This window comes from Trichocoleus sp. DQ-A1, from assembly GCF_039961955.1.
Taxonomy (GTDB): Bacteria; Cyanobacteriota; Cyanobacteriia; order Cyanobacteriales; family FACHB-T130; genus FACHB-T130.
The window spans coordinates 46,040-64,414 of record NZ_JAMPKE010000002.1 but is presented as its reverse complement, the minus strand read 5'-3'; the positions used below and the strand labels follow the sequence as shown (position 1 = coordinate 64,414).

General features: G+C 46.1%; 17 protein-coding genes. 9 read left to right on the top strand and 8 right to left on the bottom strand.

Annotated elements, in window-relative coordinates; genetic code table 11:
* Nucleotides 1-157 precede the first annotated feature (157 nt).
* Entirely contained in the window at nucleotides 158-625 is a 468-nt protein-coding gene (locus tag NDI33_RS02840) for a MarR family transcriptional regulator (protein WP_190415287.1), read from the bottom strand.
* A 244-nt stretch (nucleotides 626-869) separates the two neighbouring features.
* On the opposite strand from NDI33_RS02840, the gene NDI33_RS02835 reads away from it, so the two are divergent.
* From NDI33_RS02835 to NDI33_RS02820, 4 genes are all read left to right on the top strand, one after another.
* Complete coding sequence (locus tag NDI33_RS02835; protein WP_190674095.1) at nucleotides 870-1,514, top strand: class I SAM-dependent methyltransferase; 645 nt, start codon at nucleotides 870-872, stop codon at nucleotides 1,512-1,514.
* Between the two features lie 287 nt (nucleotides 1,515-1,801).
* On the top strand, nucleotides 1,802-2,314 hold the full coding sequence (locus NDI33_RS02830; protein WP_190441150.1) for a hypothetical protein: 513 nt from the start codon (nucleotides 1,802-1,804) through the stop codon (nucleotides 2,312-2,314).
* 109 nt (nucleotides 2,315-2,423) lie between these two features.
* Entirely contained in the window at nucleotides 2,424-3,311 is an 888-nt protein-coding gene (locus NDI33_RS02825) for a hypothetical protein (RefSeq protein WP_190430365.1), read from the top strand.
* Between the two features lie 281 nt (nucleotides 3,312-3,592).
* Entirely contained in the window at nucleotides 3,593-3,826 is a 234-nt protein-coding gene (locus NDI33_RS02820) for a Nif11-like leader peptide family natural product precursor (RefSeq protein ID WP_190415279.1), read from the top strand.
* A gap of 166 nt (nucleotides 3,827-3,992) precedes the next feature.
* On the opposite strand, the gene NDI33_RS02815 is transcribed toward NDI33_RS02820, so the two are convergent.
* The 3 genes from NDI33_RS02815 to NDI33_RS02805 form a co-directional block, all read right to left on the bottom strand.
* Nucleotides 3,993-4,886, bottom strand: a complete 894-nt coding sequence (locus tag NDI33_RS02815) for a 3'(2'),5'-bisphosphate nucleotidase CysQ (RefSeq protein WP_190415277.1) — start codon at nucleotides 4,884-4,886, stop codon at nucleotides 3,993-3,995.
* Between the two features lies 1 nt (nucleotide 4,887).
* The gene (locus NDI33_RS02810) at nucleotides 4,888-5,358 is read right to left on the bottom strand and encodes a hypothetical protein (protein ID WP_190674093.1); all 471 of its coding nucleotides are present in this window, start codon (nucleotides 5,356-5,358) and stop codon (nucleotides 4,888-4,890) included.
* Between the two features lie 83 nt (nucleotides 5,359-5,441).
* The gene (locus NDI33_RS02805) at nucleotides 5,442-6,314 is read right to left on the bottom strand and encodes a sugar kinase (RefSeq protein WP_190674091.1); all 873 of its coding nucleotides are present in this window, start codon (nucleotides 6,312-6,314) and stop codon (nucleotides 5,442-5,444) included.
* Between the two features lie 241 nt (nucleotides 6,315-6,555).
* On the opposite strand from NDI33_RS02805, the gene NDI33_RS02800 reads away from it, so the two are divergent.
* From NDI33_RS02800 to NDI33_RS02790, 3 genes are all read left to right on the top strand, one after another.
* Entirely contained in the window at nucleotides 6,556-8,964 is a 2,409-nt protein-coding gene (locus tag NDI33_RS02800; RefSeq protein ID WP_242033060.1) for an EAL domain-containing protein, read from the top strand.
* A 64-nt stretch (nucleotides 8,965-9,028) separates the two neighbouring features.
* On the top strand, nucleotides 9,029-9,913 hold the full coding sequence (rsmI, locus tag NDI33_RS02795) for a 16S rRNA (cytidine(1402)-2'-O)-methyltransferase (protein ID WP_190430369.1): 885 nt from the start codon (nucleotides 9,029-9,031) through the stop codon (nucleotides 9,911-9,913).
* 127 nt (nucleotides 9,914-10,040) lie between these two features.
* On the top strand, nucleotides 10,041-10,751 hold the full coding sequence (locus NDI33_RS02790; RefSeq protein ID WP_242033059.1) for a DUF3558 domain-containing protein: 711 nt from the start codon (nucleotides 10,041-10,043) through the stop codon (nucleotides 10,749-10,751).
* 300 nt (nucleotides 10,752-11,051) lie between these two features.
* Here NDI33_RS02790 and NDI33_RS02785 read toward each other — a convergent pair whose 3' ends face one another.
* On the bottom strand, nucleotides 11,052-12,095 hold the full coding sequence (locus NDI33_RS02785) for a hypothetical protein (protein ID WP_190674089.1): 1,044 nt from the start codon (nucleotides 12,093-12,095) through the stop codon (nucleotides 11,052-11,054).
* 470 nt (nucleotides 12,096-12,565) lie between these two features.
* Here NDI33_RS02785 and NDI33_RS02780 point away from each other — a divergent pair, with 470 nt between their 5' ends.
* The gene (locus NDI33_RS02780; protein ID WP_190674087.1) at nucleotides 12,566-12,910 is read left to right on the top strand and encodes a hypothetical protein; all 345 of its coding nucleotides are present in this window, start codon (nucleotides 12,566-12,568) and stop codon (nucleotides 12,908-12,910) included.
* A gap of 161 nt (nucleotides 12,911-13,071) precedes the next feature.
* On the opposite strand, the gene NDI33_RS02775 is transcribed toward NDI33_RS02780, so the two are convergent.
* The 3 genes from NDI33_RS02775 to acs form a co-directional block, all read right to left on the bottom strand.
* Nucleotides 13,072-14,700, bottom strand: coding sequence for an alkaline phosphatase D family protein (locus NDI33_RS02775; RefSeq protein ID WP_190674084.1), 1,629 nt, complete (start codon nucleotides 14,698-14,700; stop codon nucleotides 13,072-13,074).
* Between the two features lie 109 nt (nucleotides 14,701-14,809).
* Nucleotides 14,810-15,733, bottom strand: coding sequence for a nucleoside hydrolase (locus NDI33_RS02770; RefSeq protein ID WP_190674081.1), 924 nt, complete (start codon nucleotides 15,731-15,733; stop codon nucleotides 14,810-14,812).
* A gap of 454 nt (nucleotides 15,734-16,187) precedes the next feature.
* Nucleotides 16,188-18,161, bottom strand: coding sequence for an acetate--CoA ligase (acs, locus tag NDI33_RS02765; protein ID WP_190674078.1), 1,974 nt, complete (start codon nucleotides 18,159-18,161; stop codon nucleotides 16,188-16,190).
* On the opposite strand from acs, the gene NDI33_RS02760 reads away from it, so the two are divergent.
* Nucleotides 18,160-18,285, top strand: coding sequence for a hypothetical protein (locus NDI33_RS02760; protein ID WP_277877671.1), 126 nt, complete (start codon nucleotides 18,160-18,162; stop codon nucleotides 18,283-18,285). The two genes, acs and NDI33_RS02760, sit on opposite strands and share 2 nt — an antisense overlap.
* The last annotated feature ends 90 nt before the right edge of the window (nucleotides 18,286-18,375 follow it).

The following is an 18,375-nucleotide window of genomic DNA, read 5'->3' as shown; positions in this document are numbered from 1 at the left end:
CTCGGCAAAGTATTTAATAAGCGGTCATTCCGAATACGTAATGTTCGTGAAGTTATGCTTAGCCAGCGTTTACTTCGTATACGTAATATTTTTAAATAAATCCTTAATGCCCTGCTTCACTCAGCCGGATGAAGATTGCCCCTATCTTCTACAAGCCTTAAGAGAGATTCGCGATCGCTTGATCTACCAATTGAGAAAAATGTTCGCGTTCAGCCATCGGAATCCCTTTCATCGCCTGTTCCCGAATTTCTAGCGCGATTGGCGGTAGGACTTCTTGTAGTTGCTTGCCTGCTTCCGTCAACCAAATGCGCCAAATCCGGCGATCGCGAAGGTCGCGTTCCCGACGAATCAGCCCCCGTTCTTCCATCCGATCTAGCACCCCGGTGATCGTGCCTCCCACTTGCTGTAGTTTTTCCCCAATACTGCAAGTGGCTAAGCCGTCTTCTTCCCACAAACAGCACAATACAACCCAGTGAAAGGGAGTCAGTCCTAAAGGCTCCAGCCGTTCCTGAAACTTGCGGCTAAACACCTGGGACAGCAGTTTGATCCGGTAGCCCAAACTATAGGGTGCCATTACTTCGTGCCATTGCTCAAAAGGCTTGCTCTCAGCAGATGTAGAAGACATTGGTTAATTATTTAGCATACGTAATATTAATTTAGCTTTGTTTCTCGGTTGCTGGCAAGGGAAACCCCGCCAGGATTTGAAAGAGGGTTTTTTAACGCAAAGAACGCAAAGGCGGGCGCAGAGGTACGCCAAGCTAAGGTTAACAGCCGTCACTGTCAAGGGTGTAGCTTTAGCCTGTGGGCATATCTTTACAGTTCGTAATTTTTCTAAACTGGTGATGTAAAGATAGCTTCAGTTTTAGGTGATGATGCTGCGACCGAATCAACGCACTAAGTTAGATGATACCGATGATAAGGAGTTTTACTCCTATCCGCGGTTTGTGACCCACGTAGACGAAGGGTTTATTCAACAACTGACGGATCTCTACCGCGATCGCTTGAAGCCGAATACCCGCATCTTAGACATGATGAGCAGCTGGGTTTCCCATCTACCAGAGGAGATGAAATTCTCTCACATCGAAGGACACGGACTGAACGAAGAGGAACTGGCGAAAAATCCCCGCTTCGATCGTTATTTTGTTCAAGATATCAACAAAAATCCAAAGCTACCTCTACCGAATGAAGATTTCGATGCCGTTCTCAACTGCGTCTCGGTGCAGTATCTGCAATATCCGGATGCTGTATTTGCGGAAATTCATCGCATCCTCAAGCCGGGTGGAATCGCAATTATCAGCTTTTCCAACCGGATGTTCTATCAAAAAGCGATCGCTGCATGGCGAGATAGTTCCGAAGCTAGTCGGGTTGAGCTAGTGAAAAGCTACTTCACCTCAGTCCCCGGATTTAGCTCCCCAGAAGTCATTACTCACCAATCCTCCGCGCCGAAGCTCCTACAGTGGATGGGTGCCAGTGGGGGAGATCCTTTCTACGCTGTCATTGCTCACCGCGCTTAAGCGGCATAATCTCCTCCCCCTTTCTCCACAGGGATTCCGAGGCACCCAATCCCTCCGCTTGATTGGCGCTACACTTCACTTCCCTCTCTCCCTGAAAAAAGGGTTTGGGGAATTCTGATGTAAAATCTCGCGCAAGTAGAATGTAGGGAGAAGAAGAATTGGGGTTGAGACTTGTCACGGCTTAAGTGAGTGAACCTCTTGAGAATCGCTTAAGTTTCTCCATAGCTAGATGCCAAAAATGTGAAGATGGTGATAAAAATGAAACCTCAAGCTATCAGGAGGCGGTAATGATTTTTCAAAATGGGCGGAGAATTTTCGCAGCGATGTTGCTCTCGATGTTGCTGCTAGTAACTTCTTGTGCAACCCAAACTCCCTCTCGTTACGACCAAGCGCAAAAGGAAAGCACTCAAAGGAATGCTCCTCCAGCAGTTGCTAAACAGGCTGAACAGGGAAGCAGCTTTAATAAATTCTTTCCAAAAAGTAGCAGTGGCTTCCAAACCGTACCAGCTCAAGAGAAAAAAGGCTTTGCTGAGTATAAGTTGAAAAAAGACGGCAAGGATGTTGCCGTACTGTCTATTTCTGATACCACTAGCACCCCCACAGCCGCAGCGAAATTTAAGAGCAGCAGTAAAACAATCGCTGGCTATCCAGCGGTGAATCAGGGGAATAATGGCACTGCTGTTTTAGTAGGCGATCGCTACCAAGTCAAAATTCAATCCCGCGATGCTTCCTTTACTCAGAGCGATCGCGAAGCTTGGCTGCAAAAATTTAATCTCAATGGTCTGTCTCGACTAAAGTAAGTAGTCCTGAGGAATCAGTCATGAGTCATTCGTTTGCAATTTATGACTTATGACTGATTACTGCTGACTACTGATGAATGACGACTGAAAAAACAAGGAGACTACGACTGTGAGCAAATCGATTTTTGAACTGGTTGATGAGCTACCAACCAATAACATCACCACGATGGCTTTGCGATCGCTTGATTTTGTCGTTCCGGGGCAATGGCAAAATATTGTTGGCTTTGACAACACAATTCGTGCTGTCACTGGCGAAACTGACGAAGCGTTAATTCAGCAAATTGGCGAACGCGCCGTCTATCTGTACAACGACAAATCGCAGGGATATCAGCGAGCCATGTGGCTCTATCAAACTGTTGATAGTGCAGATAAAGCTCTCGGTACAGCCGCCTTGGCGAACAAAGTAGGCGAAAAAATTCCGCTTTTCGGTTTTTTAAACAACATCACTCCTAAAGCGGACAAAGCTCAAACGATTGATTTGTGTATAAAATTGGTGGTCGAGTTGGTTGCCTTTTGCCAAATCAACGGCATCCCAGGAGACAGCATTGGAGATTTTGTCGCCTCTTTAGCTGATTATAGTGGCGAATCTTTGATGCGGATGGTGGCTTTAATTAGCTTTGATGGTTTAGTTCCCCTTGGCTCTGACTTCCTCCTCAAAGCCACCTCCGGATTGAATCAAGCGAGTCCCGCAGAGCTAGAAGGAAATCAGACATACCAGCGTGTCAACGATTTGATTCCTGGCGGTAGTCCGGAAGGTAAGCTCAACTTTATCGGTCAAAGCTTTGATTCAGTTAAAGGCTGGATGAGTGGTTTTGTCACCTCACACAATTTAACCCCACAAAAAGTTGTCAGTAACCTGCAAAATTTTGTGGAAGTTTCCGGTGACAAGTTGGACTATCTGGGTGCCTTTCTAGATGTGACAACAAACTATTACGAACACACAGGCACTCAAACCTTGGCTCGTCGCTTGATTGAACGCGCCTCCGCCGAAATTTAAAATCTTCGTGCTGGTATGTATTAGCACTGGTATGTATTAGCACAAGTGTATTTAGCTGCCGGTATTTGCAAATACCGGCAGCTTTAATTTTTGTCAATATTTTGTGACTTGTATCACAGAAATCTTTATCCTAAAAGGTAACTAGGTTCAGCCGACATGACATGCGGGGTAGAGACTTGTTTCACCTCAGCTGTGATGCCGACTCGATGCACTATCTCAATATCTTTAGTGCATCGGAATCACGCATTTAAATCACACATATTTAATGGAGATGTATTGTCATGGCACAGGAAAGCGCTGCCAGTTTGTTCAAAGCAGTTAAAGAAGATCAAGCATTACAAGCAAGACTCAAAGCAACCACTAACCCAGAAACCTTCATCCAGATTGCCCGTGAACGTGGCTATGACTTCACAGTTCAAGAACTGAATAATGAAATCGAGAATTTATCTGAGGAGGAGTTGGCAGCCGTTATCAATCCAGGTATTGGCCCCCGGAGACACCTAACTCCTAGGTAATCTGATTGATTCTTAGTAAAACTACTCAATCATCAATTAAAAATGCAAAATTAAAAACTTGGCATTTTTAATTTCTAATTTTTAATTGATGATGGTGCTAAGAAATATTCATGGTTTTACTGGTGGGAAACGCGATCGCATTTTAGACGCGATCGCACGGTGCAACCTAAGCGGGCGCATCCAATTGAGCCAGAATTTCTGAGGCTTGGGCGCAAAGCGTGTCGTGACAGTGACCATTACTCCCAATTAGACAACCCCATTGATTCACATCCCCCTGGTTGTACTTGGGGGGAGTGCCATCAGCGTGGGTGAATTGTCCTCCTGCTTCCGTCAAAATTAGCTCTGGAGCCGCCATATCCCAATCTTTGGGAGCAGATTTACCAGACAGGGAGATATAAACGTCTGCTTGGTGGTCGATGATGGTGGCAATTTTGCAGCCGACACTGCCGACATAGTGTTTATTTTTAAACGGCAGGTGTTGCACTAACTGATTGAAACGCTCATCTCGATGGGTGCGACTAACGACTAAGGTGAGTTCCTCAAGGGCGTTGCGTTCCGATACGCGAACTGGCTTGGGTTGGCCTTCACGAGTTTCCATATAGGTGCCGCCGCCTTTGGTTGCGTAATACAATTTTCCTGCCTCTGGCAACGCGACCACTGCCAGAATGGGACGCCCTTGGTGCGTTAAGGCAATATGAATTGCAAATTCACCCGTCCGATCGATAAAGTCTCGCGTTCCATCGAGGGGGTCAACGATCCAAACCCAAGGTTGCTCTACTGCTGGTGTCTGAGATTTATAAGTTTCTTCGCTTAAATATCCGAAATCTGGGCTGTTGAGAGACGCCTGCAAGTTATAGAGGATGTATTCGTTGACGGCGACATCTGCTGCCGTGACAGGGCCATCTTTTTTGTTTTCAACTTCCAAATCATCGGTGCTACGATCGCCGCGATAGTAAGACTGGAGGATATCGGCGGCACCCCAACCTACACTTCGAGCGATCGCGACAATTTCTTCTAGCCCCTCATATCGGTTTTCGCCCAACGATTTTAATACTGTCACTTTAAGCTTCCTCGGCTGTCGGCACTTGGGTGGAGGCTATCCAGTAGCGGCGACAACTCCACAGCAGCGCAGCGCCAACCGCTATGTAAATTAAACCCCTCACTTCAAAACTAACACCCGCACATCGCAATCCGATACCAATGGTCATCATTGCCACAATTAAAGCAATGGTTTTCACTCCAAACATTTGGAAAATACTCTTAAACGGGTTTGGTTCCTGTAGCGTTTCTACCCGATTAATGACGCGATTTGCAGTGCGGTCAAGAATCAATTTTCCCTTCATTAGACCAAGACTAAAAGCTGCTGCACCCCACCCCAAATGCTGTCCGTCTAACAATCCCAAATAAGGGAATTTAAACCAGAATACCAACCCCATGCTAAAAAGCCCTAATCCGACTAGCGTCCAAAGGCTACCAGCAATCCAAAGATGTTGTCTGCGGGTCAAACCGCTTTGTTTATAAGTGCTTTCCATTTCTGAGAGTTTCTGTCCTAAGCCAGTTGAGTTATTATATGCTGCCGGTTCCCTCTCCCAAGTTTAAGATTGGTTAATTCTGATTACTTTGGTGCTGTTTTCTGCATCCATCGACGAGTGCCAAAAAATTGACAGGAATGAGAGGCAATTTTTGCCGCCGATGCGATCGCATCGGCAAAACTTTTCCGTAGGATATAGTTACAAAAGGCACCGTGAAAAATGTCCCCAGCACCCATCGTATCAACGGGATTTATTTGGGGAACTTCTATCGATCCGCTTGTACCCTGCGAAAGATATTGGATAGGTTTCTCTCCGCCAGTGATAGCGATGTGAGGAATCCCTAGTGTGGATAGATAAGAAAGAACTTCCTGCTGTGCGCGATCGCAACTTGGGGGATGAAAATTTTCCGAACAAATGGCGTAATCTACAAAGGGCAATATTCTTTCAAATCCAGGCTTCCAACTGCCGCCATCTATGACAACGGGGATCTGATTTTCTTTAGCTAATCGGGCAATTTTCTCCCCAACTGCCATTTGGTGCCCATCAATGAGTACAATATCAGTTTCCTGTAAAATATTGAGGGGCAGACATTCACCGCTAACTTGTGTTTTCGTCGCATTGATCGAGATTGCCGCGCGCTCGCCTGTTGCCTGAGTCGTGATAATAGAAGATACCGGCGGAGGTTCAGATTGGCTAGGTGACAGGTCTATCAGCGTCACTGAGTGACTGTCCAAATCAGTCCGGATCAGGCAATTAATTGGATGAATACCAACTATACCTAAAAGACTTGCTCGATTGCCCAAATAACTAAAAGTCACGGCTGCATTGGTCGCAGGACCTCCTGCCGCCACCGTATAGTCAGATGCAACAATTTTCTGATTTTGTTCGGGTAGACCCGTCGTTAAATACACCAGGTCTAAGGTAACTAATCCTACAAAAAGTCCCTGAAAAGCCATTGATTATTTTTCCTGTTCCGACTGACCCAATTCTCTACGGACAAGTGGGTTAAATGCTAGTTGCTAAAATTATTACCGACAACGATTAACACATAAAAATTAACTCAAAAGTTTATCTAGAAAGCCAATTAATTGTGAAATGCAGCAAATTTTTTGGGCATCCTAAAAGTAGCGGGAACCTTTGTTGAACATCCTTGCAGATTAATCAAACCTACCGCTAATCCTTAAGGATTCACGACTAATGCTGCAATTTTTAAAAAATTTAATCTCTCCAAATTGGTTTATTCCCCACGGGCGCGGCTATCTCTGGCAACCAGGGTTAGTCTCGCTGCATATTGTGGCAGATGCGTTGATTGCGATCGCCTATTACTCGATTTCCCTCGCCTTGCTCTATTTCATCCACCAACGACAGGATTTGCCCTTCCGAAGGATATTTTTCCTGTTTGGAGCTTTCATTGTTTCCTGTGGCACGACCCACCTGATGGAAATCTGGACGCTCTGGCATCCAGCTTATTGGCTTTCGGGTGCCGTCAAAGTGATTACCGCTATCATTTCCGGTTACACAGCTGTCGAACTGATTCGTTTGATTCCCAAAGCACTGGCAATTCCCAGTCAGGCACAACTAGAAGCAACGAACCAAAAACTCAGTCAGGAAGTCATCGAACGCCAGCAAGCAGAAGCAGCATTGCGGCATAGCGAAGCTCGCTTTCGCTCAATTTTTGAGGGAGCAGGCATGGGAATCGCGATCGTAGACATGGAAGGTCATGTCGTGACAACGAATCCGGCACTCCAACGGATGCTGGGTTGCAAAGAGGATAATTTGCCAGCAGGATATATTCAAGAAGATACCACTCCGAACGAAGTGGGTTGGGATCGTTACATTAACTTACTCGCCGGAAAATATGACTATTCTCAGATGGCGAAGCGTTATCTGGGAAAGGATGGACATCTGATTTGGGGTCGCGATTGCTATCAAATGGAGCAGCGTTACCTGGGAAAAAATGGGCAGATGTTGTGGTGCAACATTACTGTTTCCCAAGTGCGGGACGCTGAGGGCAAACCGCAATTTGGCATTCGCCTGGTGGAAGATATCACCGCCCGCAAGAAAGCAGAGGCAGCACTCAAACAGTACCAAGAACATCTAGAAAAAGTGGTGGGAGAACGAACTGCCGAACTCACCAAAGTCAACGAAAAGCTCTCCTGGCAAGCAAACCACGATCCACTGACGGGAATCGCCAACCGTTACGAATTTGAGCAACGTTTGCAAGAAGCGGTGTCAAATACCAGAATGCAAAACCAAGAACACACGCTTTGCTATCTGGATCTCGATCGGTTCAAGATTGTTAACGATACTTGCGGTCATGTTGCTGGCGATGAATTATTGCGTCAAATCAGTAGTTTGTTACAAAGCCGGGTGCGGAGAACTGATGTTCTGGCACGATTAGGCGGTGATGAATTCGCCGTGCTGCTGTACCAATGTCCCACAGATGAAGCACTGCGAGTTGCTCATTCGCTCCTAGAGACCATTCAGGAGTTTCGATTTGCATGGCAAGATAAAACTTTTACGGTCGGTGTCAGTATTGGTGTCGTGACATTTGACGCCAATTCTTCCAGTTTGTCGGGTGTTGTTAGTGCTGCCGATGCAGCTTGCTATGAAGCTAAAAATCGGGGGCGAAATCGCGTGTATGTCTACCAAGCTGACGATCAAAAACTGGCGCAGCAGCACAATGAAGTGCAATGGTTGAGCCGATTGAATCAAGCGATCGCGCAAAGCGGGTCTGTGAAGCTTTTGGCTACTCCTGAAAATACGTTACCAGCCAAGAATCAATTCTGCTTGTACTACCAACCGATTGCCCCTTTGAATGCCGAACTAACCACCGGCGAACATTACGAAGTTCTGCTGCGTTTCGTGGATGACAGGGGCGAGTTGATCCCGCCAATGGCATTTCTCCCCGCCGCCGAGCGATACAACCTAATGCCTGCAATAGACTGCTGGGTGATCCGTACCTTCTTGGCGATGCTTCACCAATCAGAAATTCAGAATTTAGAACCCCAATTTCAGAATTTTGCATCTTACCCTAGGGGAAGGATTCGCAACTCCTTCGTTGCTGGTGCTAGCAATGTTGCCACTTCGCCTCCGCTAACACCCTACATCCTTCCTCCTTCATCTTTTCCCCTGTATACTATCAATCTCTCTGGTGCTACCGTTAATGACGACCAGTTTGTAGAATTCCTTAAAGAGCAGTTTTCCGTCTATAAAATCCCCCCACAGATGATCTGCTTTGAGATTACTGAAAGTGTTGCGATTGCAAATTTGAGTAAAGTCTCAGGGTTAATTAAGGAAGTTAAAGCTTTAGGGTGTCGTTTTGCTTTAGATGATTTTGGCAGCGGGATGTCCTCGTTTGCTTATCTCAAATATCTGCCACTAGATTACTTAAAAATTGATGGAAGTTTTGTCAAAGATATTGCCGATGACCCAATTCATTTGGCACTGGTGGAAGCGATTAACCGCGTTGGGCACGTCATGGGCCTGAAAACAATTGCTGAGTTTGTCACGAATGACTCGATTTTAGAGAAGGTAAAATTTTTAGGAATAGATTATGCCCAAGGTTATGTCATCGCCAAACCCCAGCCACTAGAATTCAATTAAAAATGTAAAATTAAAAAGGAAATTGTTCTTTTTTAATTTTACTTGTTAATTTTTAATTGATTTGATGCAAACTGAGCCAAAATTGGGGACACTTTACATCGTCGGGACACCGATAGGCAACCTGGAAGATATGACCTTTCGGGCAGTGCGAATTTTGCAAACGGTGGACGCGATCGCAGCCGAGGATACGCGCCACACGGGGAAGCTGTTGCAGCATTTTCAAATTAAAACGCCCCAGTGGAGTTACCACGAACACAACCAGCAGCAGCGGATTCCAGAGTTGTTGGAACAACTCAAAATCGGGAAAGCGATCGCACTTGTCACCGATGCCGGAATGCCGGGAATCTCCGATCCAGGCTACGAACTGGTGAAAGCTTGTATCGAAGCAGCCATTTCCGTCGTTCCCGTCCCTGGTTGTACTGCCGTCACGACTGCCTTAAGTGCCGCCGGACTCCCCCCAGACAAATTTGTGTTTGAAGGCTTTTTACCCGCAAAAGGTCAAGAACGGCAAGAACGTTTGGAAGCTTTACAAAGCGAAAGCCGTACGATTGTATTTTACGAAGCTCCTCATCGGTTGCGACAAACACTGCAAGACTTAGGGGCTGTATTGGGACTCAGCCGCCAAATTGTACTGGCGCGGGAGTTAACCAAGTTGCACGAGGAATTTTGGCGGGGCACCATTAGGGAAGGAAGCGATCGCTATGCCACCCGCGAACCCCAAGGAGAATTTACCCTCGTCGTTGCCGGTGCCGAGTTAACGATGCCAATGCTGTCGGAAGAGGCGCTAAAAGCCGAGTTACAACATCTCCTGCAAGCAGGAATCTCGCGATCGCAAGCCAGTCGCCAGTTAGCAAAAGCCACCTCTTTTTCCCGCCGCCACCTCTATCAGTTAGCGCTAGAAATTCCGGCTGAAGCTCTAACTGAGGAGAAAGAAGTAGATGAACCCTAAAATTAGTTATTAGCCTTTAGTTCTTAGTTAGTAGCAACATAAGCACTAAGGGCTAAGGAAAAATGACAATTACTCATTACCTCATCTCAATAACAGACTCGATACATAATTGCGTTAGGTTTAGCCCGTGAAAGCTCGATTTTTTCTGTCTAGTTCCTTGCTTTTGCTCATGACACTCGTGGGTTGTAGCACGGCGACGCCGCCAACTCCACAAGCATCCGTTTCACCTACCAGCACAGCGACACCCCAGACAGTACAAGGGTCGCCTAGTCCCACCCCGGCTACAGAATCTCCAAGCCCTAGCCCAGTTTCGGAAACAATTTCTGAAAGCCAAAAAATTTCAGCCACAGGGATTGGCCCGGCTAAGCTGGGAATGACTTTAGGCGAACTCAAAAAAGAGCTGGGTTCAAAAGCTGAATTTAAGGTGCAGTCGCCTTACATCGTGGATTTTGATGCGATCGCTGTCAGCCAAAATGGAAAGGTGCAATATTACATCCTCTACCCAGCCGGGAAACCCCTCACTGATTCGGGCAAAATCGATGCTTTAGTAACCGAAAATTCCGACTATAAAACTGAAAAAGGAGTTGGTCCCGGAACCTCTCTCAAACAAGCAGAGGCAGCCTACGGAGACGCTACCTTGTCTTACAACCTTGACAATGAAGGCAGAGAATACGTCCGGTTTGCCAATCAACCAGCTAAGAGTATCTCCTTCCGTCTTGGAAATGCTAATGATGCAAGCTTGATAGGAGTTTATTCTTCAAAATCAGGATCGGGCGGATTGTCTGAGACAAAGCAATTTAAAGACGCTGCCTCTATTCGCTCAGTTGAAGTAAATTGATAAAGGAACTGCGTTTTAGATTTTCGAGTTCGCAATCCAAATTGTGAACTCCTTAGGGTTATTCCATCTCTGCCAGTAGGCACTTCCAAAAATTTATTTGTGGCGACCTTTAGGCGAAAGGGTATCGATATTCTCCCTCATCGCTTTTCAATCTATGCATGACCCACATCTCTTAAAATCTGGCAGGGTTGCAGCTAAAGGATTGTGAAACTTATCGGTAATACATAAGCTTTTCGGAAAGCTTAGAAGGTTATGAGTAGTCATTCGTTAAGAATGACTACTCACTAATTACTCATCACCTCAGCCGCCCTGAAACACTTCCAAAGAAAACATTTCCGTCATCGTCCGTAAATAAGGTAACAAGATTGCCATATCATCAGCGCTCAGATGAGAGTGCATTGCCCAACCCATTGCCTGAAGCATATCTTGCACCAATCTCCAGCTCACATTTAAGCGAGGATATAACATCACGCATAAAGGAAACAGTTCTCGCTGTACGGAGCAGATATCATGTTCCAAAACGCATAAACAAAGATAAACCTGAAACATCTCAGCATCGCGAATGCTAGCGGTTCTGACGACTGCTTCGCTCAGAGATCCGCTGTAAGTGCGATGGTTGGAATGTAGGCGGCAAACCTGATTACAAACCGTTTCGGCAATTTTGCTACTAATCGGTAGAAGATGCTGAACTGCGGCTAAAACTGGAGAATCATAATTATAGTTAGCCGCTGCTGAGTAGGCAGCTCGTAGCGGCATATACATATGATCGTCCATCATTTTTAAGTACGGTATCCACAGCGCTTTCTCTGACGGCGAAAGCCACTCCAGTAACATCTGACCTGTGTAATGAAACTGCATACTTACAAAGCCGATGGCACGGGGATCGACGTTGGTGTATTTGTCGCGTACCTGCCCAAAGTCACTACCTGCAATCACTGATACCCGTTGTGCTGTAGCTCTCTCAGCATAACCATTCAAAACTTTTTGAAATAAGTAGCGAGTATCGGCAGCAATTTCTAATGGATTGATTAAGTCTGGGTTGATGCCGTGACGCCGAATCTCTTCCGATAACAGCGTTTCTGTCTTAGTCCAGGCTCTGGCACTCGCCAAAGTCAGGTTTTGCATTAGCTTGTTCGCTGTGCAAGCTCGACCTTCCTTGGACGTTACTTCTTTTAAAAATTCATTTTGTTTTAGATGCTCGGCATCATAGTCCACTGTAACCGCACGATAGTATTTTCGTGCCCACAGTGCTGCCAGAGAATGAACATTCGATTTCGATGAGTTGCGGATTGCAACGTGAGGAGACTGAACTTTAGCCGGAGCAGATGCTAATGAGGGAGTCATCACAAAATCCAAAATTGTTAAAAAAAGGGAAATTTAGCCATCCAAGGCAATTCAGCCAAGGTTTCTCAATCTGGAAAAATCAAGCTAACACACAGTAGGGTTATCCGGGTCTGTTGCCAAAAATACAAAACTTGAAAATGGTTTTGTATTTTACCAGCTTTTTACAAAAGTTATACAAATTCTTTAATTAAGATTGAGTATTCAGTATTTTTACTGATTTCTGACAATCGGAGAACAAATATTTACGAATGTTAACTTAAATCAACGATTCTCATAAATTTGCTGATTTATTTGTCCAGCGGAGGGTTCTACACGCTTTCTTCACTCTGGCTAGCTATTATGTAGTGTTACATTTAAGTAATTTCCTCTACCGGAAGTTACAACCTGAGATAAGAGTTCGGTAAAACTAAGGGTTGCGGTACTGACTCGGCTGCATACAATAACTTTAGTTAGAAACCATAGCCAAAATTATGACTAGACTCTTCATCAAATTAATAGGATTCATCCTGCTTCTGGCTGGAGTTTACTTTTTAGGTAAAAATATTATTTTTGCTAGTCACTACTTCCCTTACTATTGGCGGAACTTACCGGCAATGGGTTCCGTTTTAGCCATTATGGGCGGTGTGACTTGTTTAATGTTTTTTAGAAGAGAAACAGGCAACTTTGGAGCATTTTTGTTGGGTTTAGGAATTGTGCTAGTTTTTATGAGCGGTGGCGTTATTTTAAGACAAACTAGCCTCTGGAACTTCTTTGTCGGCTTTGCGGCTTTGGCTGGCGGCTACAAATTACTCAATGAGGGAAGAATTACTTTTTAAGTTAAGCCGCTTGTTACCGAATCGTCTATTTATGAGTAGAGACGCGATTAATCGCGTCTCTAGTGTTTTATATTGCTGTAATGATTCGTTTTGAGAAGATTTGAGTTTAGCTAGTGAGTGAGTCCCAAAAAAAAGATGCTGAAAGCGATCGCGCTTATTTTCTAATTCTTGGAATTAACGATAAACTCACTAATAATAATGGGCGTCCGGCTGATAATAGTGCTGGGATTTGCTGTTAGTTGCTCTAAGGAATAGGGTTCAATTCCATAGGTTATTACGCGCAATTGTTGCGTGGAGACATCTACTTCAAACTCAGTCCAGCCATAGACATGAGCCGCCACATAGCTACCTTTAAGCAGGGTAGCATCAATTCCCGAACCTTCCAGCCCTAGAGGATTGTAGCCGAAGGGGACAAGACGGGCATCCACTAAATTTTTGACAAATTCATCCTTCTCGTGGATAGTTGGCAGAGCCTGATAAGCAGCTTTTTCCTCTGACGTGAGGCTTGAAAATCTTACGCTAGTAGGCCCAAACGGCTCATAGAATGCCACCGGACTCGTCATAATGTCAAAGGCATCAACCGGGATCTGAACCCCATCAGCAGACTCTTGATAGGTGAGATTGTTCACCGCTGTGCCATGAAAATCAGCGGAGATAAATACAACATTATTGATACAATTTTCCTTGATGAAACGCAGCAATTGGGTGCGTTCTGCTGCAAAACCTTCATAGCGATCGTTGGCAACAGGGATTCCCAAATTTTGGATTGGTTCAGGAATCAAAATAAACTTCCAGGTAATGCAGTTATTTTGGGCATTTAGCAAATCTCGTTGCAAATCCGTAAGTTGTTGTTGACCTAGAAGCGTGCGATTTGGCTCAAAGGAACGAGTTAGGAACTCTTTTTCTTGTTCTTTAGTAGGGTTAAAAGAAAGCGGCAAATTAGCATCGCGGAAAGAGCGGGTATCTAGGATGAAAACAGCCGCGTCACTGCCATAGGTGTTGTAACGATAAAGCTTGCGCTTATTTGTCGTGCGTTCTTCGCCCGTTTCTCCATAAAATTCATCGCGTAGAGGATGATATTCCTGAAATGCTTGTAGAGCATTTTTAAACAGTTCGGTATTGTTAATTAACTCGCTACCCGTGCCGAAGCGCCCATTCCGATGAGAGGATGCTGGTGCGCCCCCTGCAAAATTATCATCAACTTCGTGGTCATCAATTGTAGCGAGGATGGAAGTAGAGGCGCGAAGATCCGCCCATGTATTTAACCCCAAACGGGCGGAATAAACTTCGTTGAACTTGATGCGAAACTCGTCAAGGGTAGAAGCGGGTCTGTCTAAATCCGGCGTCTTCAGGTCAGCGTAAGCACTATCACCATGTGCAACAAAGAACTCTAGTTGACTTTCTGGTACATTAGCGATCGCTGGGTAGGGTGCTAAATCGCCGTGCCAGTCCCCCGCCACCCCGAACCGCAAACCAGCAGGAGTCCCCAACTCAGCGGCGGTACGGAACTGACCACCAGCACACGTTCCAGCAGCGTCGGTGACTCGATAATAATAAGTTGTCCTAGGCTTTAAGTTAGTTAACTCTACCTTTATAGGTTGGTTGGAATCGGTAACTAAGCCGCTGGCAGTGCCAAGAATGGTGCAGAAGTTCGGCTGAATTGAGTATTCAAAGAAAACTGTCCCTTTGGCGGTGCTGCGTGTCCACAAAACGGTTGAGGTTTGTGTTGTATCTCCAGAAGCAACGCCATTCGGTAAGGTAGATTGACTTAAATCAATAGAGGTAAACATAGATGTTTCCGAACGAGAATCTGATATAGATTTTTTATTCCCTTTAGGAAAGCCCCGTTCCGGAAACCCTCTATCTTTATTTACTTTTATAAACTTTGAATGATTTTCCTTAACGCGCCCATTGCTGCAAAATGTAATCGTAGAATTTCTGCTTATCTACCTTCTGCATCACCCGAATTTTCCGACCGCCCGGTTCCACTTTGGTTCGCCCTTGACTGAGTCCGGTAGTGATAATTATTGTCTCCTCTTCTCCCACTTCATAAAACTTCGGATGGGCAAGGTAAGCCGTCGCTAAAATATCCCAAAAATAATAATCTTGAGGAATCACCAGCGCATAACATTGTCCTGCTAAATCGGAAATAGGATAACGCCGCTGTTTACCTAATTGGCGCACCACTTCTGATGTTACCGGCACATTGTTAGTGAGGTCTAACGGGCAAAGTACGATGGGGATTGATGTTTGCCAAACTCGATTTGCTGAAATGGGGTCCCAATAAACATTCCATTCAGCCGAACCATCTTGTCCTGGTTCGATATCGCGGCTAACGTTACCAGGAACATTTAACGCACCTCCCATCCAAACAATTTTCTCGATTTTCCCTTCAATCTCCGGTGCCATATCCAGAGAAGTGGCAACTGTTGTCAAAGGGCCAGTTACCATCAGTGTGACGGGCGAAGATGCAGCTTGGAGCGATCGCACCATAAATTTCTGACCCGATTCTGGCACTAGCGGTGTCTGAATTGTTTCTCGTTCGTTAAGAATTGGGAGATGATCGACAACAAACGAATCGCGGCGAAATAGGCGTGGAAATGGATTGATCCCCCTCACTGTACTTTCTGCCACTGGCACTTCTGAACGTCCCATCAAATCTAGAATCTTGCGCGTAGCACTCACCCCTGGCTGAACATAGCAATCTGCTGGCGTCACAACGATGCCGAGTGGCTGAACATCATCCATCGTCATCAGCAGCATCGTGGCGAGATAATCATCAACGCCGCCATCGTGATCCATGAGTACCAGTTGTTTGGACATAAATCTCTGCCTGAATTAGAGTCAGAATCAGATACAACGCATTGTGCTAACTTCGCTAATTCTCCCCTCTGAAGTGGAGTTAAAGATAGCGATCGCATCTTCTGTTGCACATGGGTAGGACAACAAATATCTATCCCCATTCTCAGAGATAACACTTGTTTGAGCCAGCACTACAGGGGATATGCTGATTCCCGCAAGGATGCCGATACTGATGCAGATAAGGGGTTGAATAAATGCTGACTTCTAGTGGCTTTTTAGCTTCATAAGAAGCTATGTCAAAATAGCCCACTTTCAAATAGTTGAATTGTAGAGTGGGCAATGTCTGCCAACACTTTTTTAAACGCAAAGGTACGCTAAGGAAATCGCAGAGGTTCGCAGAGAATTTCCTTGGCGAACGTTTGGGGTAGGGGCGGGTTTAAAACCTGCCCTACTGCGTACCTTTACGTTAAAAAAATTACGCTTCTTCTCGGAGTTTATCCAAGACGCCACGATCCTCTAGCGTAGAGGTGTCGCCGGAGACTTCTTGACCGGAGGCGAGATTCCGCAATAATCGCCGCATAATCTTACCCGAACGAGTTTTGGGCAACGAGTCCGTGAAGCGAATTTCACCGGGACGAGCGATCGCGCCTATCTCTGCGACAACGTGTTTTTTGAGTTCTTTGCTCAGTTCTTCGCTGGGACTATACGTACCTTCTAAAGTAACAAAAGCGACTACTTCTTCACCTTTGAGTTCATCTGGCTTACCCACAACCGCAGCTTCAGCAACCGCAGGATGAGAAACTAAAGCGGATTCCACTTCCATCGTGCCTAAGCGGTGTCCTGACACATTCAGCACATCGTCCACACGCCCCATCACCCAGAAGTAACCATCCTCATCGCGTCTGGCACCATCTCCGGCAAAGTAGACATAATGCCCATCTTTGGGGGGGATGTGTTCCCAGTAGGTGCGGCGGAAGCGATCCGGGTCGCCGTAGACGGTTCGCATCATCCCAGGCCAAGGGTGCTTAATTACTAGATAGCCACCTTCGCTGGCGGGGACTGGGTTGCCTTCCAAATCAACAATATCAGCGAGGATTCCAGGAAAAGGAAGGGTAGCAGAACCGGGTTTAGTGGGAATTGCCCCAGGTAGCGGCGTAATCATAATGCCAGCCGTCTCAGTTTGCCACCAGGTATCGACAATCGGACACTTTTCGCCACCAATCACGCGGTGATACCACATCCACGCCTCCGGGTTAATTGGTTCGCCTACGGTTCCCAGCAATCGCAGAGAAGAGAGATTTCTGGCGTTGGGTAAGTCTTCGCCCATCTTGATGAAAGCGCGAATTGCCGTCGGTGCGGTATAAAAAACGTTGACACCGTGTTTTTCAATGACATCCCAAAAACAGCCGGGATTCGAGGCACGAGGCGCACCTTCGTACATCACGGTGGTGGCACCGTTGGATAGGGGACCATAGACAATGTAGCTGTGTCCGGTAATCCAGCCCACATCAGCGGTACACCAGTAGACATCCGTATCCTGAAGGTCAAAAATCCACTTGGTGGTCATGTGGGTGTAGAGGTTGTAACCAGCCGTGGTATGCACAACGCCTTTTGGTTTGCCGGTACTACCGCTGGTGTAAAGGATGAACAGCATATCTTCGCTGTCCATCGGTTCGGCGGGACAATCGGCGGAGATAGTCTTTTGCATCTCATGCCACCAATAGTCGCGTCCCCCCACCTGCATATAAATTTCTTGTCCGGTGCGCTTGACAACTAGGACGCTTTTCACGCTGGGGACAGCGCCATCAGCTAAAGCTTTATCAACTTGATCTTTGAGAGGAACGATCGCATCTTTGCGCCAACCGCCATCAGCCGTGACAACTACTTTGGCTTGTCCATCGATTAAGCGATCGCGCAACGCTTCTGCACTGAAACCGCCAAAAACGACGCTGTGGGCTGCCCCAATTCTGGCACAAGCTAACATAGCGATCGCGGCTTCCGGAATCATCGGCATATAAATCCCGACGCGATCGCCTTTTTCCACGCCTAACTGTTTCAGGACATTGGCAAATTGACAAACTTCCCGATGCAACTGGGCATAAGTTAAAGTGCGCGAGTCTCCCGGTTCCCCTTCCCAAATTAAAGCGGCTTTGTTCTTGCGCCAAGTAGTTAAGTGTCTATCCAGGCAATTGTAGGAAATATTTGTTTTACCACCCACAAACCACTTGGCAAAAGGCGGTTGCCAATCCAGCACCGTATCCCACTTCTGGAACCAGTGCAACTCTTGTTCTGCAAGTTCTGCCCAAAACTTCTGCGGATCGGCTTTGGCGCGGTCATAAAGTTGCTGGTATTCCTCCAGGCTTTTAATATGTGCCTTTTGTGAAAATTCAGCCGGTGGCTGGAATAAGCGTTTTTCTTGAAGGATGGATTCTATTGTGGGCTGAGACATGATGATTGCTGTAATCGGCGTTGTTACTCAAAACCATTCTGGAGGTAGATCCGACCAAAAGTGTTGTGAGTTTCGTAAAGAAAAGCAAACTGTCCTCAGCCCCCACTCTGCGATCGCTACTTAAGATACATCTAACCCCCTAATCCCCTTCCTTACAAGGGAAGGAGGACAATTGAAAGCTCTCCCATTCTGGAGAGAGGTTGGGGAGAGGTGA